Source organism: Shimazuella sp. NTD248 (assembly GCF_059510395.1).
On the sequence record NZ_JCAJZT010000009.1, the window covers coordinates 94,682 to 115,731 of the forward strand.

Annotated in this window: 18 protein-coding genes and 2 tRNA genes; all 20 read right to left on the minus strand. The window is 39.8% G+C overall.

The window, feature by feature from the left end; all coding sequences use genetic code 11:
• Positions 1-15: 15 nt before the first annotated feature.
• The gene (locus AC5WOE_RS17595; protein WP_496051176.1) at positions 16-399 is read right to left on the minus strand and encodes a hypothetical protein; all 384 of its coding nucleotides are present in this window, start codon (positions 397-399) and stop codon (positions 16-18) included.
• Between the two features lie 313 nt (positions 400-712).
• On the minus strand, positions 713-2,020 hold the full coding sequence (locus AC5WOE_RS17600) for a tetratricopeptide repeat protein (RefSeq protein WP_496053151.1): 1,308 nt from the start codon (positions 2,018-2,020) through the stop codon (positions 713-715).
• A 24-nt stretch (positions 2,021-2,044) separates the two neighbouring features.
• Positions 2,045-3,568: an Hsp70 family protein gene (locus tag AC5WOE_RS17605; RefSeq protein ID WP_496051174.1), complete on the minus strand. Its 1,524-nt coding sequence runs from the start codon at positions 3,566-3,568 to the stop codon at positions 2,045-2,047.
• Positions 3,569-3,976: 408 nt separating this feature from the next.
• The gene (locus AC5WOE_RS17610) at positions 3,977-4,627 is read right to left on the minus strand and encodes a nucleotide exchange factor GrpE (RefSeq protein ID WP_240876363.1); all 651 of its coding nucleotides are present in this window, start codon (positions 4,625-4,627) and stop codon (positions 3,977-3,979) included.
• Between the two features lie 999 nt (positions 4,628-5,626).
• Positions 5,627-7,114, minus strand: a complete 1,488-nt coding sequence (lysS, locus tag AC5WOE_RS17615) for a lysine--tRNA ligase (protein WP_496053160.1) — start codon at positions 7,112-7,114, stop codon at positions 5,627-5,629.
• A gap of 31 nt (positions 7,115-7,145) precedes the next feature.
• On the minus strand, positions 7,146-8,132 hold the full coding sequence (gene dusB, locus AC5WOE_RS17620) for a tRNA dihydrouridine synthase DusB (RefSeq protein ID WP_496051276.1): 987 nt from the start codon (positions 8,130-8,132) through the stop codon (positions 7,146-7,148).
• 37 nt (positions 8,133-8,169) lie between these two features.
• Entirely contained in the window at positions 8,170-8,682 is a 513-nt protein-coding gene (gene folK / locus AC5WOE_RS17625) for a 2-amino-4-hydroxy-6-hydroxymethyldihydropteridine diphosphokinase (protein WP_496051173.1), read from the minus strand.
• Positions 8,679-9,035, minus strand: a complete 357-nt coding sequence (gene folB / locus AC5WOE_RS17630; RefSeq protein WP_496051172.1) for a dihydroneopterin aldolase — start codon at positions 9,033-9,035, stop codon at positions 8,679-8,681. The genes folK and folB overlap by 4 nt, the downstream gene beginning before the upstream one ends.
• Positions 9,028-9,798 (minus strand): dihydropteroate synthase, encoded by a 771-nt coding sequence (gene folP, locus AC5WOE_RS17635; RefSeq protein WP_496051275.1) that lies wholly within the window; start codon positions 9,796-9,798, stop codon positions 9,028-9,030. Before folP ends, folB begins: the two co-directional genes overlap by 8 nt.
• Before the next feature lie 62 nt (positions 9,799-9,860).
• The gene (locus AC5WOE_RS17640) at positions 9,861-10,433 is read right to left on the minus strand and encodes an anthranilate synthase component II (RefSeq protein ID WP_496051171.1); all 573 of its coding nucleotides are present in this window, start codon (positions 10,431-10,433) and stop codon (positions 9,861-9,863) included.
• A gap of 166 nt (positions 10,434-10,599) precedes the next feature.
• Positions 10,600-11,529 carry a cysteine synthase A gene (gene cysK / locus AC5WOE_RS17645; RefSeq protein WP_496051170.1) on the minus strand — a complete coding sequence of 310 codons (930 nt, stop codon included), beginning with the start codon at positions 11,527-11,529 and terminating at the stop codon, positions 10,600-10,602.
• A 72-nt stretch (positions 11,530-11,601) separates the two neighbouring features.
• Complete coding sequence (gene hslO, locus AC5WOE_RS17650) at positions 11,602-12,471, minus strand: Hsp33 family molecular chaperone HslO (RefSeq protein ID WP_496053152.1); 870 nt, start codon at positions 12,469-12,471, stop codon at positions 11,602-11,604.
• 14 nt (positions 12,472-12,485) lie between these two features.
• On the minus strand, positions 12,486-13,250 hold the full coding sequence (locus AC5WOE_RS17655; RefSeq protein ID WP_496051168.1) for a type III pantothenate kinase: 765 nt from the start codon (positions 13,248-13,250) through the stop codon (positions 12,486-12,488).
• A 130-nt stretch (positions 13,251-13,380) separates the two neighbouring features.
• On the minus strand, positions 13,381-15,351 hold the full coding sequence (gene ftsH / locus AC5WOE_RS17660) for an ATP-dependent zinc metalloprotease FtsH (protein WP_496051167.1): 1,971 nt from the start codon (positions 15,349-15,351) through the stop codon (positions 13,381-13,383).
• Positions 15,352-15,481: 130 nt separating this feature from the next.
• The gene (gene hpt, locus AC5WOE_RS17665; RefSeq protein ID WP_496053153.1) at positions 15,482-16,030 is read right to left on the minus strand and encodes a hypoxanthine phosphoribosyltransferase; all 549 of its coding nucleotides are present in this window, start codon (positions 16,028-16,030) and stop codon (positions 15,482-15,484) included.
• Between the two features lie 67 nt (positions 16,031-16,097).
• Positions 16,098-17,498: a tRNA lysidine(34) synthetase TilS gene (gene tilS / locus AC5WOE_RS17670; RefSeq protein ID WP_496051165.1), complete on the minus strand. Its 1,401-nt coding sequence runs from the start codon at positions 17,496-17,498 to the stop codon at positions 16,098-16,100.
• Positions 17,499-17,595: 97 nt separating this feature from the next.
• Positions 17,596-20,037: a stage II sporulation protein E gene (gene spoIIE / locus AC5WOE_RS17675; RefSeq protein ID WP_496051164.1), complete on the minus strand. Its 2,442-nt coding sequence runs from the start codon at positions 20,035-20,037 to the stop codon at positions 17,596-17,598.
• Between the two features lie 266 nt (positions 20,038-20,303).
• Positions 20,304-20,792 (minus strand): ribonuclease FAU-1 family protein, encoded by a 489-nt coding sequence (locus AC5WOE_RS17680; protein WP_240876351.1) that lies wholly within the window; start codon positions 20,790-20,792, stop codon positions 20,304-20,306.
• A gap of 89 nt (positions 20,793-20,881) precedes the next feature.
• A tRNA-Met gene (locus tag AC5WOE_RS17685) sits at positions 20,882-20,958 on the minus strand.
• A 13-nt stretch (positions 20,959-20,971) separates the two neighbouring features.
• Positions 20,972-21,048 (minus strand) — tRNA-Met (locus AC5WOE_RS17690).
• Positions 21,049-21,050 lie beyond the last annotated feature (2 nt).

Below are 21,050 nucleotides of genomic sequence, written 5' to 3' on the forward strand. Positions count from 1 at the left end.
CGTATAAAAAATCCTTTATTTACGGCGCACCAAAAGCGCCAAAGGAAATGATGGAATACAGAGAATCAAGGCTACTAGAGGTGCAAAGGCAGTAAACCAAAACGCATTTTGACCAACTATGAAACCGAACAGTACAAGGAACATAAACAATACGATATTTGCTAAATAAACATGAGAGAACAGATGGCTTGCACGTCCCCCTACCTTTCGCCCTAACCAAAACCCCATCACAAATTGACCGAACACTTGAATCGGCAAAAAATATGCGATGATTTGTTCATTTGTAAGATGTAACGGTGATACTCCTTTATAGGACATAATCGAACCTACTACCACACTTCCCAGTAACAAACTGACAAATGTTATTCCTACTGCTTGCAAAATACGAGCTTGGTTCATGCGTATAACTCCCTAAATTTCTGGCACTAATTTTGCAATAATGTTTATGAAAGTAGGATTGCGAAAATTACCAGATATCATTTTTTTGGCTGACATGACCGTAAGCAGTTTTAAGCCACTCAGCTTCCACATCAATAAGAATAACACACTCACCTTCTTGAACCCAATTTTTATGTCGCAAATATCACTTTTCATTTTTTACTTCTGTACGGAAAAAGCCTAGTTCCAATTTCCCAAAATGAGTTAAAACTAGAACAGAAATTCCCTCAGCCGTTTCAAATTTCAAACAAAAAACTAGAGGTTTCCCTCTAGCTCATGTAGGCTTTCGAACATAGTTACGATATAAGTTAATGATCAATACAATCGATAATACATAATTTACAAGATAGAAATAAAAGTTTATATTCCTGAAAAATGGATGATCTATAACAAAGTAGACAGGATTGACCATATATATAAAAGGCAGGATGGCAAATAGTAGAATAATAATAATTCCAAACCCTTTTAATTTTAAGCGAACAACCTCTAGCAAATAACCAAAATCTGTTCGTGTGCTCTTACCCATAACTGCCCATTGATAAATTCGATAGCGTGGTGTAAAAGTAGCAAAAATGTATAAGAGCGGTAGGAGACCGATCAATGAAACGTTTATCATACTAGGATTGTATTGTTGAATGAGAACTAATTCAGCAGCACTAACAAGCGCAAACAACCAACTTCCCGTGAATTGTCTCCCTTCGCGCTTTCGTATCAATGATCGAGATTCTTTGATTTGGGCAATCAAATCTTTGTCTTTGACACTTAATGCTGAAGCACGCTTCACATAAATATAAGCCATCGTTACATCTGCTTGAGAGGTTGGGTAGTAACCAGGATCTAACTGATCATGACCTTCCCCTACTTCTTTCCAAGTGCTAAAAGCAATGTCTAAATATGCGCGTACTAATTCCTTTTTGTATGTATTATTTTTAGGCTCTCGCTCCACACTTTTCTCAAGCAATTGTAGACCACTTTTGAAGTTACCATGTTGTATATAGAGAGACCCCAATTGGTATTGATACTTCATTTCAGTAGGTTCTAATGAGATAGCATGTTCAAATGCTTCTTCTGCTCGTGATAATCGGTTGCAAGATTGATACATTTGCCCCAACAAAAAAGAGTATTCCGCATTATTTGGTGCTAATTCGCATGCCTGAATCAAGTTTGTTATAGCTTCCTGTTTCTCACCTACAGCAAATCTAGCTTGTCCAAGTAGTATCCAAGCTTCTGCCCTGTCTTGTATATGCTCTGTCATTTTAATAGCAATAAACAGCGCATCTTCCGGTTGATTTGCTTTCAATAACCGAAACCCTTCTTCAAGTGCTTCGCTTATTTTTTTTTCGGGCCAGCCAATAGGATGATCTCGAAGCTGTCTATCATATATTTCTCTTTTTTCTTTATCAAGTAGAATGGCTTCAATCATCTCTAATTTGCTTAACATCTGTTCTGCTTCTTGTCGACGATTGATATGAGAAGCATTTGTACGAGCACTCCACAATCTGACTTGATGATGGATGAGTTTTTGAATCTCCTCCGAAGATGCATCTGCGGAGAGCTCTAAAAAACGATAGTAGTTCTCCATGTTGAAAATATCCTTTTTAGGCAGTTAGCTTATTGCCAATTTGGCAACACGTTTTTGTTTCTCTAGTACTTCGTCTTCTGTCAAGTTGGAAGTACGTTCAATATCTAACTCGCCAAGTAATGTACCTGCAGTGGAATCAATGACAGAAATATGAATAATCCCATCACTATCATATTCAAAAATAACTTCGATTGGAGCACCCTTTGGGTATTCAGGAAGATCAATCATACCTTCCCCAACTATTTTCACATAATCGAGGTCTACATCTTCACCTTCTGTCACTTGAATATGTAATTGGGTTTGTTGATCCACTGTAGTGGTATAATGATTGCTTACTCGGGTAGGTATTGCAGTATCCTTCTTCAATACAATAGAGTTTACTTCATTGCCACTTTCATCTAATGCGACAACACCCATGCTGTGAGAGTTAACATCTTGAACTTCCACCATTGGGAAAGCATGGTTGTCAACAAAATCATGACGTCCTTCCTTCAACATCAAGATCATTCCCTGAATGGCGGCACCTTGTGCAACAACTTCATCAGGATTGACATCAAGTGAAGGCTTCAATCCAGTAACTCGTTCAATCAATTCAGGAACAGCACGCATTCGAGTTGATCCACCAACTAGAAGAACACGATTGATATCATTCCAACCCAAATCAGCATCTTCTAATACAAATTCCATTATTTTCTGAGTTTGTTTTAGGAGATGGTGGGTTACTTCTTCAAAATTTTGGCGGGTGAGTGGAATTGTCACGTTCACACCGTTAGCAGATAGGAATACATTCGTGCGTTCTCTGGAAGATAGCGTTTTCTTGGCAATTTCTGCTTTATCTCGAAGATCTTGTTCTAGCATTGGATCTTCTAATAAATCTACTCCGCCAGCTTTGATAAATTGATCATTGAGATACTCCATAACTGCATTGTCCCAATCAAAACCACCTAAACTCTTCGCTCCACCAGTAGCCAATACTTTTAGGCCTTCTGGGCTCAAGTGCATGATGGTAACGTCAAAGGTACCTCCACCAAGATCGTAAACAAGAATGGTCTGGGTTTCGTCCATTTTGTTTAATCCATATGCAAGTGCAGCTGCAGTTGGCTCATTGATAATACGTAAAACATTGATTCCTGCGATTCGTCCAGCATCTTGTGTGGCCTTACGCTGTGCGTCATCAAAATAAGCCGGCACAGTAACAACAGCATCTTCAATTTTTTCCCCTAATAATGTCTCTGCATCTTCTTTCAAGCGACGAAGAATCATAGCAGAGATTTCTTCTGGGGTATATACTTCGGAATTTTCTGTGCGAAATTTCCAGCCTTTATCACCGATTTGTCTTTTTACAAACTGAATAACATTAAAAGGATTGGCCACCGCAGATCGCTTTGCGATGCTTCCTACAATCGGATCATCTCCATCAAACAAAACAACGGAAGGGGTAATTCTCTCTCCTTCACGGTTTGTCAATACTTCAGGTTTTCCATATTGGTTAACGATTGAGATCGCAGAGTATGTTGTACCTAAATCGATTCCTACTACTCGCGCCATCTTTTTTCACTCCTTCTTACCGCATAATGTCAGATGAACGCCAAGCTCGCTAGTTTTTTCAGAAGAAAATGAAAAGATGGTTGCCCATCTATTGGGAGAAAAAACAAAGAGGTTAGAGGGTTTCTTCATTTATAGACAGGTTGTATGTCCATACCATGTGAATCTCTCATGACTTAAAGTCACGAGACTTATCTACGAAGGTTGATAGCTAGGCTGGTTTCCTCATTCGTACAGGCGTATCCACTCCGCCTATAGCATAAAAGCCTATGAATTTCGTAAGATGTCTGTTTGTTAGGAGAAGAAATCTTTGGCGATTATCACATGTTTTCTCGCCACAAATATAAATATCCCCAACAATACTTATTCCTCTTCCCTCTTATTCTCCATAAACGATAGAGAGCAACGGCCTTATTTTGGTTGATATTTCTTTATAACTACTTTGGTTGGTCTTAAAATAACATCTTTGTATTTGAAACCATTACGAACGATGTCAACGATTTGATTATCTTCACTTGGATGAAATGTAGGTTCTATCTTCACTACTTCTTGATACTTTGGATCGAAGGTATAAGATGTGAGGATTATTGGTTCTACTCCACGACGGTACAGGATTTCCATCAGCTCACCATTTAGAGACTTCAGTAAATCTGCTAATTCAGGGGACAATACCCCAGAATCAATTGCATCTTTATAGATACTCTCCATACGATCATGAAATAAAATCAAATCAATATATAGTGGACGCAAGTGTGCAAGTTCTTGATCTTGTTTCAGATCATCCATTTCTTGATACAAGCGTTCAAAAGCTACTTCTTTGGTTTTGTCATAGCTCAACCGTTTCTCAACTAATCTAACAAGTGATGTGAAATTAGATTGTAGACCAGACAAAAAAGAGAGTACCTGTTGCTGTTGGCGATCGGGTGATTTTACCTCCTTCACTTCCTTTGAAGTTGCAGCACGATCTCTGGATAGAAAGCTCATCCGAGACGCTTGCTGACTTTTTTGCGGAAGCTGCGGAGCTTTACCGAAAAATCTCTGGCTCTCTTTTTTGGGACCCATAGATGTTCCTCCCTATTCATGAGTTTACATTTGTGATGATACTAGCCCTATTAAAACCGCAATTTTGGTCACGATCAGTCCCAACAAGATGAAAGGAGCAAAAGGTAAGGTAGTATCTTAATTCACTTTTTTACTATGAAATACCTTCCATTTCAATAGAAAAAACTTGCAGATAGATTTTGTGACAAGGATAGTATATTGATTGGCAGGAATTTTAGAGAAATTTTTAACTTAGAAAGTATTTTTTATATCGCCTCCGCTAATTGACCTATTCCCATGTAATTACCAGATAGTAGTCAATTAGTGTCACAAGACCTGTACCAATGTAGTTCCCGGAGAGGATCGACATATGAGGTTAATACAAGTCCTATTAGAATAACATGATAATAGATTAGGCGATATTTACTAATCTGTAAAACTAGCATAAAAGTTAGCAAGATAGAATTTAGATAGAGTTCCCTAACTTTTTCTAATAACCCAATATCTTTTATTATCCGGTTCTAGGATACAGGGCAATTATAGTATCTTTATAATGTTTAGACAAGCAAGGTAGAACTCTTATCTATTGACTATTTTTTATTATAACAGCTACTTTCAATACTAGCACTACTCAGTTATTCTACTGGCAATATTTGTATATGATCCAGTTGTTTTTGAGTTTATTGTTTTCATCTACTATCACTTCGGATTTGAAGTGATACTATTTTCGAGATTTTCGATCCTATTATTGTTTCCCCTACAAGTCCGCTCAAAGAGAAACATGCTCTAACAGAATGAATACCCTTTTATGCTCTACATGACTACAGTAAAAAACGATATCTTATGCACTGTGTTTCTAAGGGTTACTTCATAGGTCTCCCTTAGAGAGCAATATGCAAGTATAAACCTCCTTAATCGCACTTTGATTTGTACCCTAAATAAGTATACAAAAAATCAGATTAGTTTTAAAGACAATATAGGAAAATAGCCCCTACCTCGTCAAGATAGAAGCTATCTTTCCTATTGTTGTTCACGCATATGCGGAAATAGCAGGACATCACGAATAGAAGGGCTGTCTGTAAGCAACATGACGAGTCTGTCAATTCCGACACCAAGACCACCAGCAGGAGGCATGCCATGCTCCATTGCTTCCAAAAAATCTTCGTCGAGTGGTTGTGCTTCATCATTTCCAGCTGCTTTTTCGGCCATCTGCGCTTCAAAACGTTTGCGCTGCTCAATTGGATCGTTTAATTCTGTAAAGGCATTTGCATGCTCTCTGCCATAAATAAATAGTTCAAATCGATCTGTAAAACGATCGTCATCGGCATTTTGTTTAGCCAGTGGAGAGATTGCCACAGGATGTCCATATACGAAAGTTGGTTGAATGAGCAAGTGCTCAATTTTTTGCTCAAAAAATTCATTCACGATATGTCCAAATGTCATGTTAGGTGTCACTTCTACCCCGTGTTCCTTAGCTAATTGGTGTGCTTTTTCATCAGACATATGCTCGGTAAAATCAATTCCTACATGTTCTTTAATAAGATCCGTCATCGAACGGCGAGCCCAACCTGAAGAAAGGTCGATCTCTTGACCTTGGTATGTGATGAGAGATGTACCGCGAACCTGCTTCGTAATCGAAGCAATCATATTTTCCAGCAAATCCATAATATCCTCAAAATCAGCATAAGCCTCATAAAGTTCCATCATTGTAAATTCCGGGTTATGGCGAGTGGAAATTCCTTCATTCCGATAACATCTACCAATCTCAAATACTTTCTCTACTCCGCCAATCATCAATCGTTTTAAGTGAAGTTCTAGAGCAACTCGCATATAAAGAGGCATGTCTAATGCATTATGGTGTGTCACAAAAGGACGAGCAGAAGCTCCACCTGCAAGTACATGTAGAGTAGGAGTCTCAACCTCCAGATATCCTAAATCCGTTAAATGACGACGCATTGCTGTAAGAATTTGACTTCTTGTTATAAAAGTTTGTTTCACTTCTGGATTCATGATCAAATCCAAATATCGCTTGCGATAGCGTTGTTCTACGTCTTTTAGGCCATGGTACTTCTCTGGAAGCGGGCGAAGTGCTTTGGAAAGGAAAGATAGCTCTTTAGCGCGGACGCTTAACTCACCCCGATTTGTCTTAAAGACAGTTCCGGTTATACCCAAATAATCCCCCATGTCACTTTGGGAGAACACTTCATATTGTTCTTCTCCGACTTGGTCCAAACGTACATATATCTGAATTCGACCACTCATATCTTGAATATGAGCAAAAGATGCTTTACCTTGTACCCGTTTCGTCATCAATCGCCCCGCAATAGAAATCGAAACCTCTTTCTCTGCAAGTTCCTCTTTCGTCAGTCCATCATACAAAGCTTCCAAATCTTTTGCGACATGGGTGCGGACAAATTTTTTACCAAAAGGATCAACACCGCGGTTCCTCATCGCATCTACTTTTTCTCTTCTCACCTGCATTTGTTCACTTTGTTCAGCTTGATCGATCATTTTCTTTCCAACTCCTCTATTCTGGGACTTACGCCACCACGGTCTCTTCTAATTCTTGTGCAAAAGCCAACAAGAAACCAGCCATTTCATCACGTGTAGTGGCACGGTTAACTAAATCTTTCAACTTTGCACTATCACGCAGTCCTTTTAAATACCAAGCAGCATGTTTTCTCATTTCTCTTACAGCAACCTCTTCTCCTCGAAGAGCAATCAGTCGATCCATATGGAGAATAGCAATTTCCATCTTTTCTTTGGCATCTGGTTCTGGGGTTAAAACTCCATCTTCTAAGTAATTAATGGTACGGTATAGCATCCATGGGTTCCCCAGAGCAGCCCGGCCAATCATGACACCATCGCAACCTGTTTTTTCGAGCATGTCACTTGCATCCTCAGGAGTAAAGACATCCCCATTCCCAATCACAGGAATATCTACAGACTCCTTAACTTGACGGATGATATCCCAGTTTGCTTTTCCTTTGTACATCTGAACCCTTGTACGACCATGCACAGAAACCGCGGAACCACCAGCACGTTCTACTGCTTGTGCATTTTCAATTGCAAAAATATGTTCATCATCCCACCCAATCCGCATTTTTACGGTAACTGGTTTGCTCACTGCATCCACAACAGCAGAAACCATTTCATATATTTTATCCGGATCTAGCAGCCAGCGAGCACCTGCGTCACACTTGACTACTTTAGGAACAGGGCAACCCATATTAATATCAATAATATCTGCATTGGTTTCTTGGTCTACTACTTTTGCAGCTTCCACGAGTGTATGGCGGTCTCCACCAACAATTTGTAAACTAAGCGGCTTTTCCCGCTCATCCACAAATAACATTTCTCGTGTTCGTTTATTCCCATGCAAAATAGCCTTGTCACTTACCATTTCAGCACAAACAAGACCTGTACCAAATTCTTTCGCGATCAAACGGAATGCTGGATTACATACACCAGCCATTGGAGCCAATACTACTCGATTCTTCATCGTTATCGATCCAATTTTTAACAACATTTTTCCTCCTTTCGAAAAGGAATTACGAGTATGTTTAAATTAAGTTTTGCCACGAAAAATCTCGTTTTTTTATCCATTGATCTTTTGGCAGTGCTCTCATAGCTTCATCCAAGCTTTGACCAGTTGGAAGAATTAACTCTCCTGTTAACTCGTGGAGTGGAATTAAAGCAAATGCTCGTTCTAACAGCCTAGGATGAGGAATCGTCAATTCCCCAGTATTTATGGTTCGATGGTCATATAACAAAATATCTACATCCATAGTCCTAGGACCAAATCGCTCAAGACGCACCCGATGCAAACACTGCTCTACTTTCTGTGTAGCTTGCAAAAGCTCCGTTGGCGGCAATACCGTATCGATCTCTGCGACTAGATTAAAAAAGTTAGGTTGATCCAAATAACCGACAGGTGATGTCTCATACAAGGACGATATTCTTCTTACCGAGACACCTCCTGAATGATGTAAAAGTGCCAATGCCTGTTGTAACTGGTTAACTGGATCACCTAAATTAGCACCGAGACCTAAGTATGCCATAACCCGCTTACTCATCTTGCTCGAACTACTTCTACCCCAACTGATTCATAATGACCAGGAATTGGGGGATCAGGTTTAGTTACTCTTACCAATATTTCTGGCACTGGAAACTTGGTAAGTAGTTCATCTGCTATGCTTTCTGCTAACGCTTCAATTAAGCGAAACTGTTTTTCTTCCACTATTTTTTGAACAGCTTGAAAAACTTGTCCATAATCAATGGAATATTTCAGTTGATCTGTCTGGCCGGCAGGTTGTAAGTTCAATCGTAACTCTAAGTCAACCATAAAACGCTGTCCAAGTTTATTCTCCTCAGGAAAAGCACCATGATAGGCATAGAAGCTCATCTGCTTGAGAATGATTTTATCCATTTTCTACGGCTCCTTTTAACACATCCATCATCTGACAAAATCGAACCGTTTGCTGTACATCATGAACACGTATGATATGACATCCTTTAGTTATACCCCAACCTACTGTTGCTAGGGTTCCTTCTAATCTCTGGTCTACATCCAATTGGAGCGTATATCCAATAAAAGATTTTCGTGAAGTACCTAGAAGAACTGGGTAGCCAAGCGCGACCAATTCATCTAAATGCTGCATCACTCGAATATTTTCTTCCATCGTTTTGGCAAATCCAATACCAGGGTCAAGAATGATATTTTCCCTGGATACACCAGCATCTTTCACTAGAGCAACAGAGGCTCCAATATCCTCTATTACCTCATTTATAAGTTTTTGGTAAACAGCATTAACACGATTATGCATCAAGATGACTGGAACTTGTAACTCCCCCATCACTCGGGGCATATCTGCATCTTTTTTGGCTCCCCAAACGTCATTAATAATGTGTGCTCCAGCTTGGATGGCCTCTTTTGCGACCTGAGCCTTATAAGTATCGATGGATATAGGAAGATCAATTCGAGTGGACACTTTTTCAATGATTGGAATCACTCGTTCTAGCTCTTCATCTACAGAAACAGCTCGGAAACCTGGTCTGGTAGATTCACCACCGATGTCCAAAATATCAGCGCCATCTCTCTTCAATTTTTCGGCATGCTTCAATGCCCGGTCTAGGGAATCAAACATACCACCATCCGAAAAAGAATCTGGTGTTATATTTAATATCCCCATGACAAGGGTACGTTTTCCCACAGGGAGGATGTGCGAACCAGCTACTAGCAACGAATTACCTCCTAAGATGCATAAGTACGAATGAAGTTGGTCAAAAGCTGTTTACCATATTGACTCAAGAGAGACTCAGGATGAAATTGAACTCCTTCAATCGGTAGTGTTCGATGGCGAACAGCCATTATCTCACCATTTACCGTTTGGGCACTTATCTCAAGTGAGTCGGGTAAAGATGCAGGATCTATGATTAATGAATGGTACCTGGTAGCAGTGAATGGAGATGGGAGATCGACAAATATCCCTTTGCCATCATGATAGATTTCAGAAGTTTTCCCATGCATTAACTCTGTTGCACGTATAACCTTTCCTCCAAACGCCTGCCCAATGGATTGATGGCCTAAGCAAACTCCAAAGATAGGAATAGCATCTGCAAGCTGGTCAATTAGATCAAGGGTAATTCCAGCGTCATTTGGTGTACCGGGACCAGGGGAAATAACGATCATGTTTGGGGAAAGGGCCTGAATTTCAGCTACCGTTTTTTCATCATTGCGGACTACTTTTAACTCTTCCCCAAGTTCACCAAAATACTGCACCAAATTGTACGTAAATGAATCATAGTTATCAATCATTACTATCATCTCTACTCCACTCCTCTATGCTTTCTCCGCTATACTCAATAATGCTTCATTTTAACACAAATGGAGGTAAATCCAAAAGAAAATCATCTTTTACCATTGAAAAAACTACGTATAAAAAAAGGACATTACGTGTAGCTTAACACGTCTGTCCTCTTAATTTCTAATTTTATTTTTCTTCAAACTGATATAAAGGTGTTGTGAGATAACGTTCTCCATTACTTGGAATTACAGCGATTACTTTTTTTCCAGACCCTAAGCGCCGAGCAACCTTTAATGCAGCAGAAACTGCTGCTCCTGAAGAAATCCCAACAAGTATACCTTCTTCACGAGCTAATTTACGTGCCCATTTGAATGCTTCTTCATTTTCCACTTTGATGATTTCATCATAAATTTCTGTATTTAGAATAGATGGTACAAATCCTGCACCAATTCCTTGTATTTTATGTGGACCTGGCTTTCCGCCAGATAATACAGGCGAGTCTTGTGGTTCTACTGCTACTACATGAAGATTTGGGAAGGTCTCTTTTAAGACTTCACCTGCACCAGTAATCGTGCCGCCTGTACCAATCCCTGCAACAAATGCATCAATCTGACCATCCACTTGACTGATAAGTTCTTTTGCCGTTGTTTCACGATGGATTTTTACATTATCCTCATTATTAAATTGCTGTGGCATAAAATACTCTGGATGTGCTTCTTTTAACTCTTCTGCTTTGGCAATTGCACCTTTCATGCCTTCTGCTCCAGGTGTTAAAATGAGTTCTGCACCATATGCCCGCAGCAAGTTGCGACGCTCCACACTCATCGTATCAGGCATAACTAGGATAGCATGATAGCCTTTAGCTGCTGCTACCATCGCTAAACCAATGCCTGTATTACCACTTGTTGGCTCTATGATGGTGTCTCCTGGTTTTAATTCACCTCGCTCTTCTGCACCCTCGATCATACTGAGTCCAATGCGGTCCTTTACACTTCCTCCAGGGTTAAAAAACTCCAATTTAAGATAAACATCTGCATCTGCCTTACCAACAATGTGATTCAACTTCACTAAAGGTGTCTGTCCTATCAATTCAAGTATGTTATTCGCAACTCGCATATTAATCCCCCTAATTCCGAGTGATAAAGCAGGAATATACGATTTTATCTTATCAACTATATGAATAATTTGTCAATCTAGTGAGCCTATGATTTCCAATAGTTCTTTTTTATCAAATTGGTATTTCTCATTACAAAAATGACAAACAACTTCTGCTTCCCCAACTTCTTCTACAATAGATTTTAATTCTTCTACTCCAAGACTAATCAGCATATCTTTTACTTTATCACGTGAACAGGTACATCCAAATTTTGTTTCTTTTTTATCTAAGAATCGTGTATCGTCACCCATTATTTGTTGCAACAGCTGCTCAGGGGATATACCTTTGGCTAATAAATCGGTGATCGAAGTTATTTTTCCTATTCTTTCTTCTAACTGATCAATAATCTCTACTGGAGCATTGGGTAATAATTGTATCATGTAACCTCCAGCGACTAAAATTTTGTCACGATTCACCAAAACTCCAAGACCTACAGAACTAGGAGTTTGCTCAGAAGAAGTAAAATAATAAGTAAAATCGTCTGCTAATTCCCCAGATACAATAGGTGATGCTCCTTGATATGGGTTTCCAAGACCTAGGTCACGAGTTACATACAGTGAACCTTTCCCAACTGCCCTTGCGACGTCTAATTTTCCTTTATCGTTCAATGGAAGTAGAACATCTGGATGATCGACATATCCACGTATCTTACTTTCACCATCTGTTTCCGCTACAATCCGGCCTACTGGGCCATCTCCATCTACCTGCAAGGTAATACTTTCTTTTTTTCCTTTGATGGTTAAGCTTAAGAGAGATGCCATTGTCGCAGTTCTCCCCAAAGCTGCACTTGCAACTGGAAAAGTAAAGTGTCTTTGTTGTAATTCTTGTACAAGATCTGTCGTTAACGCTGCAAAACCTCTAACATGTCCATCAGCCGATATGGCCCGAATTGTATAATCCATCGCACAACCTCCAATTATTGATTTCTTTTATAAATTATTTTCAATCCTTCCAGAGTAAGGAGAGGGTCTATTTTATCAATCGTATCTGTACTGTGACAGATTAGGCTTGCCAAACCCCCTGTAGCGATAACGGTAGGTTTTACAGGACTTAGTCTTTTCATACGATTTACGATGCCATCCACTAAACCAACATATCCATAGTAAATCCCGGACTGAACAGCATGAACGGTGTTACGCCCAATAACTTCTGTAGGCTGAACAATTTCTACTCGTGTTAGTTTTGCGGCTCGCTGATACAAGGCCTCAGCAGATATTTGAACACCAGGAGCTATTGCACCTCCAAAGTACCTGGCATGCTCATCCACGTAACAGAAAGTAGTAGCTGTACCAAAATCGACAATGATCGCTGGAGCACCGTACAATTCTACAGCTGCCACTGCATTTGCAATGCGATCAGCACCTACTTCTCTTGGATCATCCGTTTGGATATGCAGACCTGTTTTAACCCCTGGCCCTAAAATGAGCGGCTCGATCATCAAGTATTTCTCACTCAGCTTGCGCAAGACATAAGTGATGGGGGGGACAACAGAGGAAATTACAGCTCCATCGATTTGGGACAACTGCAATCCCGCATGAGAAAGCAATTGTTTAAATGTCATGGCATATTCATCTTCTGTTGCATTTCGGTCTGTTTGCATTCTCCAATGATGTAATAATTGCTCTTGTTCATAAATCCCAAAAACAATATTGGTATTTCCAACATCCATCACAAGTAACATATCTATACTCCTTCCATAACCAAGAAAAAAACCTATACTCAATCAGGAAGAAAGGAACAAAGCAGAGAAAGTTATCATCTCTAGCTTTTGTAATCCTTTCTCCCATCCAGTTTGAGTACTAGGTTTTTCATTAAAGATCTTTTTTAGGTGGTTCTTCCTCGTTTATTTCTTCTGCTTTTGATTCTTCCAAATCGGTAGTCGAAGGTTTTATTTCTTCAATCTTCGGCTCTTCTTTTATCGATTCATTGTCTTTTCCTTGGATCGTTACAACAACAGAATCATCGATTTTCCCAGATTCTAAAAGCTGTCTAATTTGTTCTTCATCTAGGGTTTCTCGAGTTAGAAGGGTTTCAGCTAGCAAATTAAGTTGATCTCGTCGTTCTGTCAGCATTTGTTTAGCTTGATCGTAACAGCTGCGAATTAACTCTTGCATTTCGGTGTCAATTTCATAAGCGATTTGATCAGAATAGTTTTGTTCATGACCTAAATCCCTTCCAAGGAATACTTGCCCTTGGGTTTTACCGAACTGCATAGTAGCAAACTTTTCACTCATTCCATACTCGGTGATCATGGAACGAACAATAGCTGTAGCACGTTCGAAATCATTACTAGCACCTGTACTAACTTCTCCAAAGACAACTTCTTCCGCTACACGTCCACCTAGTAATCCTGTAACCCGATCAAGTAGTTCTCCTTTAGTCGCGATATAACGGTCTTCTTTTGGAAGCATCATCGCATATCCACCTGCTTGACCTCGTGGGACGATGGTTACTTTATGAACGGTATCAGCGTTTTTCACATAGTATCCCACAATAACGTGCCCAGCTTCGTGAAAAGCAACAATCCGTCTTTCTTTCGCACTGACAACTCTACTCTTCTTCTGAGGACCTGCGATGACACGATCCACTGCTTCATCAATTTCTAACATGGTTATTTTACGCTTGTTTTCACGAGCTGCTAACAGTGCTGCTTCATTTAACAAGTTTTCTAAATCCGCGCCAGAAAAGCCAGTAGTACGTTGTGCAACAACGGACAGTTTTACATTTTCATCTATCGGTTTATTGCGTGCATGCACTTTTAAAATTTCTTCTCTTCCACGAACGTCCGGACGATTTACCAAAATTTGACGATCAAAACGTCCCGGACGTAACAAGGCAGGGTCTAAAATATCAGGCCGGTTGGTTGCTGCCATGATGATGATACCAGCATTCGCATCAAATCCATCCATTTCAACAAGAAGTTGGTTCAAGGTTTGTTCACGTTCATCGTGGCCTCCACCTAAACCAGCTCCACGTTGACGACCTACTGCATCAATCTCATCGATAAAGATAATACAAGGTGCGTTTTTCTTTGCTTGCTCAAACAAATCTCTTACTCGGGAAGCCCCTACCCCTACAAACATTTCAACAAAGTCAGAACCACTGATGGAGAAGAATGGTACCTTTGCTTCACCAGCTACAGCACGTGCCAACAAAGTTTTACCAGTACCAGGAGGCCCTACGAGTAAAACACCTTTTGGAATACGAGCACCCATTTGTACAAAACGACGATTATCTTTTAGAAAATCAACTATCTCAATCAATTCCGTTTTCTCTTCATCTGCACCTGCAACATCGTTAAAGGTAACTCGTTTTTTCTCTTCGTTGTATAATCTCGCCTTGCTCTTCCCAAAATTCATCACTCGGCTACCGCCGCCTTGTGCCTGATTCATGAGGAAGAGGAATAAAATAATCACACCAACAATCGGAATAATCGAGGTGAAGATCGAAATCCAAATCGAATCACTTTTGGTTTTCTCAACTGAATACTTTACATTGTATTTCTGCAAATCTTGAGTAACCGTAGATCCATAACCTAAGGGTCCTTGGGTTACAAAGGATTTTGATTTATTGTTTTTATACTTACCTGTAATGTGATATGTATCACCTTCGGGTTGAATCGTAACGCTATCAATCTGATTTGTTGTCAACAGATTATGGTATTCACTGTATGTTAGCTGTTTCGTAGCAGAACTTGTATTAGCTACGAGGTTAAACACTCCAACGATTACAAGGATGAGGGTAACATACAATAATCCATTTCTGAGGAAGTAGTTTTTCATCCTTGGCCTCCTCTCCAGTCCTTATCAGTCCATTTATATAAAAAAATTGTGTACTTCCGAAATAAGCACTTGTTCATTCTAGCACAAGTTAAAATGGTCGACTACACTCCCTTTCTGATTTCATCCAAATTCAGTTGTTTTTAGTATTGTACACCTCTTCTTTTAAAACCCCTATGTAAGGCAAATTTCTATACTTCTCATCGTAATCGAGGCCAAAACCGATAACAAACTTATCTGGAACTTGGAATCCATAATAATCAGGAACTAAACTTGCCTGCCGTCTGGATGGTTTGTCAAGTAGTGTAACTGTTTTGACAGAACGTGCATCCCGTCCTTTGAACAGATCAACTAAATAACTCAGTGTAAGTCCTGTATCAATGATATCCTCCACAAGCAGAATATCACGATTTTGTACAGATGAGTCCAAATCCTTCAGAATCCTAACTTGTCCAGATGATTTGGTGGATGCACCATAGCTGGAACATGCCATAAAATCAATTTCGATTGGCAAATCGATTTCACGAATCAAATCCGACATAAATGGCGCTGCTCCTTTTAATATGCACACACACAGTAAGTCTTTCTCTTGGTAATCATTTGTAATTTGTTTTCCAAGTTCCTTGATTTTTTCTTGGATCTGTTCTGTTGATACTAAAATCTCTTTTACGTCTTGATGCAACTTCCTTTTCCCTCCAAACGACTATCACTGTTCCTTGTTTCCAATATGTATAGCTTCGTCTACCCATCTAAATATTTTGTTCCGTAATCCAATGCACAGTCAAATAACGAGTAGTTTTTGAGGTCACTGGCGCAAACGAAGAACGACGAATGCCAGGAATCCAGATAATTTCCTGATCAGAGACGACCATCGGCACTTTGCCTCTTTGTGCTTGAGGAATCTTATGTTCCATCAACAAAGCTTTCACTCGCTTTCGACCTTTGAAACCGTAAGGGCGAATATAATCGCCTGCTCGTCGAGCGCGAACAGCTAGCTGTTGCAACTCTAATTCATCAGCATCAAATACTGCTTTGTGATGAGATTCACGAATATTTAAATGTGTAGGTGTGGTGGACAGAGAAATTTCTATCACACCATATGGTAAATAGGTTGTGCTAGGGATAGGAAGAGGATAATACCATTCATCTTCCCCTTGATTTATGTAATCTTTGGTCAAACGGAGTATTTCATATGATCTTACTCCTTTTATTCCACCGGGAAGGAAAATCCATACCGAAGGAGATTGGTGTACCCCTAATTGTAACACCTGTTCAATCGATTGGTAAGGTAGATTTTCATCAGTTAGACAATTTAATATTAGTTTAACCATCCTTCTTTGTAAAGCAACAGGATAAGAAAGAAAGGTAGGAAGATCAATTTGGTACTCTCCCTCATTTATTTTTTGTGAGCAAGCATTTACACCTTCTATCGTCCAATTTTCCCAGACTTTTTCCTCTTCCTTTATAAGATTACCCAATTGCAATATTGCGTGCTTTGCTTGAGGATTATACGAAAGTAAATCGGGAATTAATTCCAACCGTAAACGATTCCTTGTATAATCTGTTGATTGATTACTGGCATCTTCTCTTGGTACAATTTGTTTTCCGTTCAAATAATCTTCCAATTCTTTCCGATATATCCCTAGAAACGGACGGATGATTTGTAAGTTTTTCCATTCCCTTTTTGCATGCATTCCTGTTAAACCACTTGGTCCAGTCCCTCGAAGTATCCGCATCAAAATTGTCTCTACTTGATCATCTGCATGATGTGCCAACACAATTTTTTTGATATTCCATTCTTCTGAAGCTTCACGAAAAGCTTGATAGCGCAATTCTCTAGCGATTGCTTGTTTATTTCCACCCGCAGCTTCTTTTTTTGCTCGAACATCTACATCTTTGATCTGATAAGAAATCTGACGCTTCTGGCAAAATTCAGCAACATATTCAGCATCTCCATCACTGGCAGCTCCTCGAAGATGATGGTTGACATGAACGACAAAAATACGCCAACCATATTTTGGGGAGAGCTCGAAAAGTGCTTCCAGCAAAGCTATGGAATCACATCCTCCAGAAACACCAACAAGTAGTTTTTCACCTTGGTCAAATAAGGTTTGTGTTTGAATAAGGGAATCTAATTTTGTTAAAAACAACTTCCCACCTCATATTAAGAAATCCCGGCAATAATCCGGGATAGGAAATGTTGCTCTTATTTTAGCAATTTCTCAAGCAGATTCCAACTGAGGTATTTTAACTGCCGGCAACTGCTGTACGATCTACCCTTCTCAGACCTGGGATACGAATAGATGACCATTCAGGAGCATATCGCTCAACTCTAGAAACAACAACGGTCATATCATCATGTATAGCCCCTTGATGTTGGATCACCTTTTCTAACAAGCAGTCAGCAAAATCTTGCGGGTCTTTGGTATCTATTTCATGAAGAATCCGATTCATTAATGCTTCTTTATTCATCGCATGTCTTGAAGCATCATAGACACCATCACTCATCATAATCAAAATATCACCAGGTTCTAGCTGCATTTCGATCGGTTTGATGTCAATTTCTTTTAATATACCAATCGGAGGGCTTGAAGCGGCTAACTTGATAATTTTCTTGCCCCGTTTGATGAATCCAGGAGTAGATCCAATTTTCATAAATCTCCCTCTCCCAGAGTTTAAATCGACTAATGCTAAATCGATCGTAGCAAACATCTCATCCATCGTTCGAAGTGATAAGATTGAATTGACCGAATCCACTGCACGTTCTTCATGCATCCCTGCCTGTAACAACCGACGTAATAGTTTTAGTGCTGCACTTGATTCTTCTTGAGCTCGCTGTCCGTTACCCATTCCATCACTTATTGCAATTGCGGCTTTTCCTGTTCCTAAGTGGAGAGAACAAAAACTATCACCAGAAACAACAGCTCCACCTTTTGCTGCGTTTGCTGAACCAGTTTTTAACTCAAATTTTTGAGCGGAACCTAGCGTGATAATTGCTCCAGATACACCATCTTGTACCATCTTGCGGTGTACATTGATCGGCTCACCGATTATTTCTGTTAACAATGGAGCTATTAACTTTTTACACTCATCCAATGCATCTACATGTGGCATAACCACTTCTATCTCTACTTTACCTTCTGCTAGATTTAAAACATCAACTCGTTGTATTTCAACTCCTAACGTTTCTAAAGCGGAGTGGATTTGATCTTCTTGTACGGTCAGCACTTGCGCCTCATGCCGGATCTCTCGTGTCAGTTTTTCCATTACTTCTGCCATTCCACTAAGCTGATCTGATACAACCTTTTTAGATTCATCTATTTTTTCTTTCCAATACATTCGTTCATGATGATAAACATATTGGGCTTGGCATGATTCCAATACTTTGTCCGGGCGAATACAATGCTCTGCCCAAAAGAGAGGAACCGGGATAGGTCCTTCTCCGTTCGCCTCCACTAGGGTTAGTAAGTTCGTCATTCCTTGATACGTTTTTACCACTTTTTTCTCCCAACAATCTGTAAACCTCCGACACCCCATGCAAGCTTCTGACATGATATTGCCAATAAACTGATTCACTTGTTCTTCATCATCATGCCGTTTTTTGGAAACATCCTCTCGAAAGCTACCTGCTAACTCATAAAATAATTCAGTAAAACGTTCTACTTTCCCAGCAGTAGCATCTCGAAGCCTACGGATATATTCTTGATGTGCCATTTGATTTTCAAATGTTCCTGGCACTAATCTCGAAAGTTTTAAAAACACAGACTCCTTTGTCAAGAAAAAGAATAAGACAGCGATCATCGATTCCTCTAAAGACAACCAAAAATTACCATCATCCACTTGATACAACGATAGAATAGTGGAACCGAGTAAAAACCCAACAGCTACTCCAATTCTTCTGCCTTCTTGGAACAATCCTGCTAATAATCCGGAGAATGCTAGTAAAGATATCTCCATAATGGCTTTGGTATCAGATAAATTTAAGATAAGTCCTGTAACCACGCCCATGGAAGCACCGAGCATACCACCTCCTACTAAAGCCAATATCAAAATCATATAGCGAGAGGCAATATGAACAATAGATATATCACCAACATGCCATCCGAGCATTCCAGTTAACACAGAACCCATCAAAATAACCAAACAAACCATCTCTTCGTGCTTCAAACCTAACCGATTTTTTTTAACAGTAAATAAGGGTAATGATTGTACAAAGATAAACGTAAGAATAAAACTAAGCAGTATATCAATCGCAGCAAACAAGTACGAGTAATTGGCATTTGATTGCAGACTAAATTGTATCAGGTGGCCCACGGTGCTGCTGATGAGAACAACAAATGGGGTAGAAGAAAGACTTCCACGGCCAAACCATTGGAACAACTTGTTGACAATGAACAATACCATAAAAAAACCCGTCATCTTCACCGTCGCCATTGGCCCTAATGTAGCTGCACCCAGAAGAAGCGAAAGCATCACTAATGGCCATTCTCGCCTGCCGAGATGGAAGAGCACTGCAAGGTACGCTAATGAAAATGGGGAAAGAGCTTCCAATATCGTTGCACGACCTAACAAAAAACCCATAACCAACACAGGAAAATTCCACATACTCGTGATTCGATGAGATAATCTTTTTACCCATCCTTTTTCCAATAAAGCCGGACGATAAATAATATTTTTTATAAATGACATGATATACCCCCGTTTGCGTATTTGTGCTCCCCATTATAGGTGGCGATTCTAAAAATGTTTGTCAAAACGGCTGGAAATCAAAAAAAAGTTTCCGACAAATGAATTAGATTAGATAAACAAAGCCAAAGAGAAATAAAAAAAGAGACAAAGCCCCATGAAGATGGAAAACTTTCGTCTCTTTTTTCGTCTTTTCGTGTCGATATGGAAGATATAAACTCAAGCTCCGACAAAACTTCTCAATAACAACTTTCTTAGTGTCGAAAGATTCACTTTCGGGCAATTGGTTTCGTAACAATTGGAATCATTTCTGTATCTTGCACAAATCGTGGAATCAATCTGCGTTTGGTCTGTAATTGTAACATGGTATCCAATGTGCGAAGAGCATGTACTTGTTGCCGCTTGCGAAGATGCCCTTTATCAATAGAGTCCGCAAATTCATCGACATCAATCAAATGATACCGGCCGTCCGGATATACAATCAGGTCTAGCAAGAGGTCTACCATCACATAGCGCATCGGGGCAACTTCTTTCATTTCCATCACATCACAGTAGTAATACATAAATTCACCGTTTTTATGAAAGACCTTCGAGATGGTATAACCCTTTTTCACAAAATAATAAGTGTGGAAAATCCGTTTGCCATCCGGATTCGCATATTGAGTGGAAAAGCAGGACCGGCCGCGCCAATCACGAACTTTTTCGGTATAGGTTTTATTTATGGTAGTAAATTTTACTTTTTTGATTACCACATTCACCAGATATTTCCCACTCTTCCATACAAGAAAAGAAGGCGTTATACGCAACCGTGATCAAGGTTGTGATTCCGCCTTCTCCTCTCTTCTTTTGGTAGCGGCGGAGGGGCTCGAACCCCCGACCTCACGGGTATGAACCGTACGCTCTAGCCAGCTGAGCTACGCCGCCAAACATATATTATTGGTTACAGGGGCAGGATTTGAACCTGCGACCTTTGGGTTATGAGCCCAACGAGCTACCGGGCTGCTCCACCCTGTGAC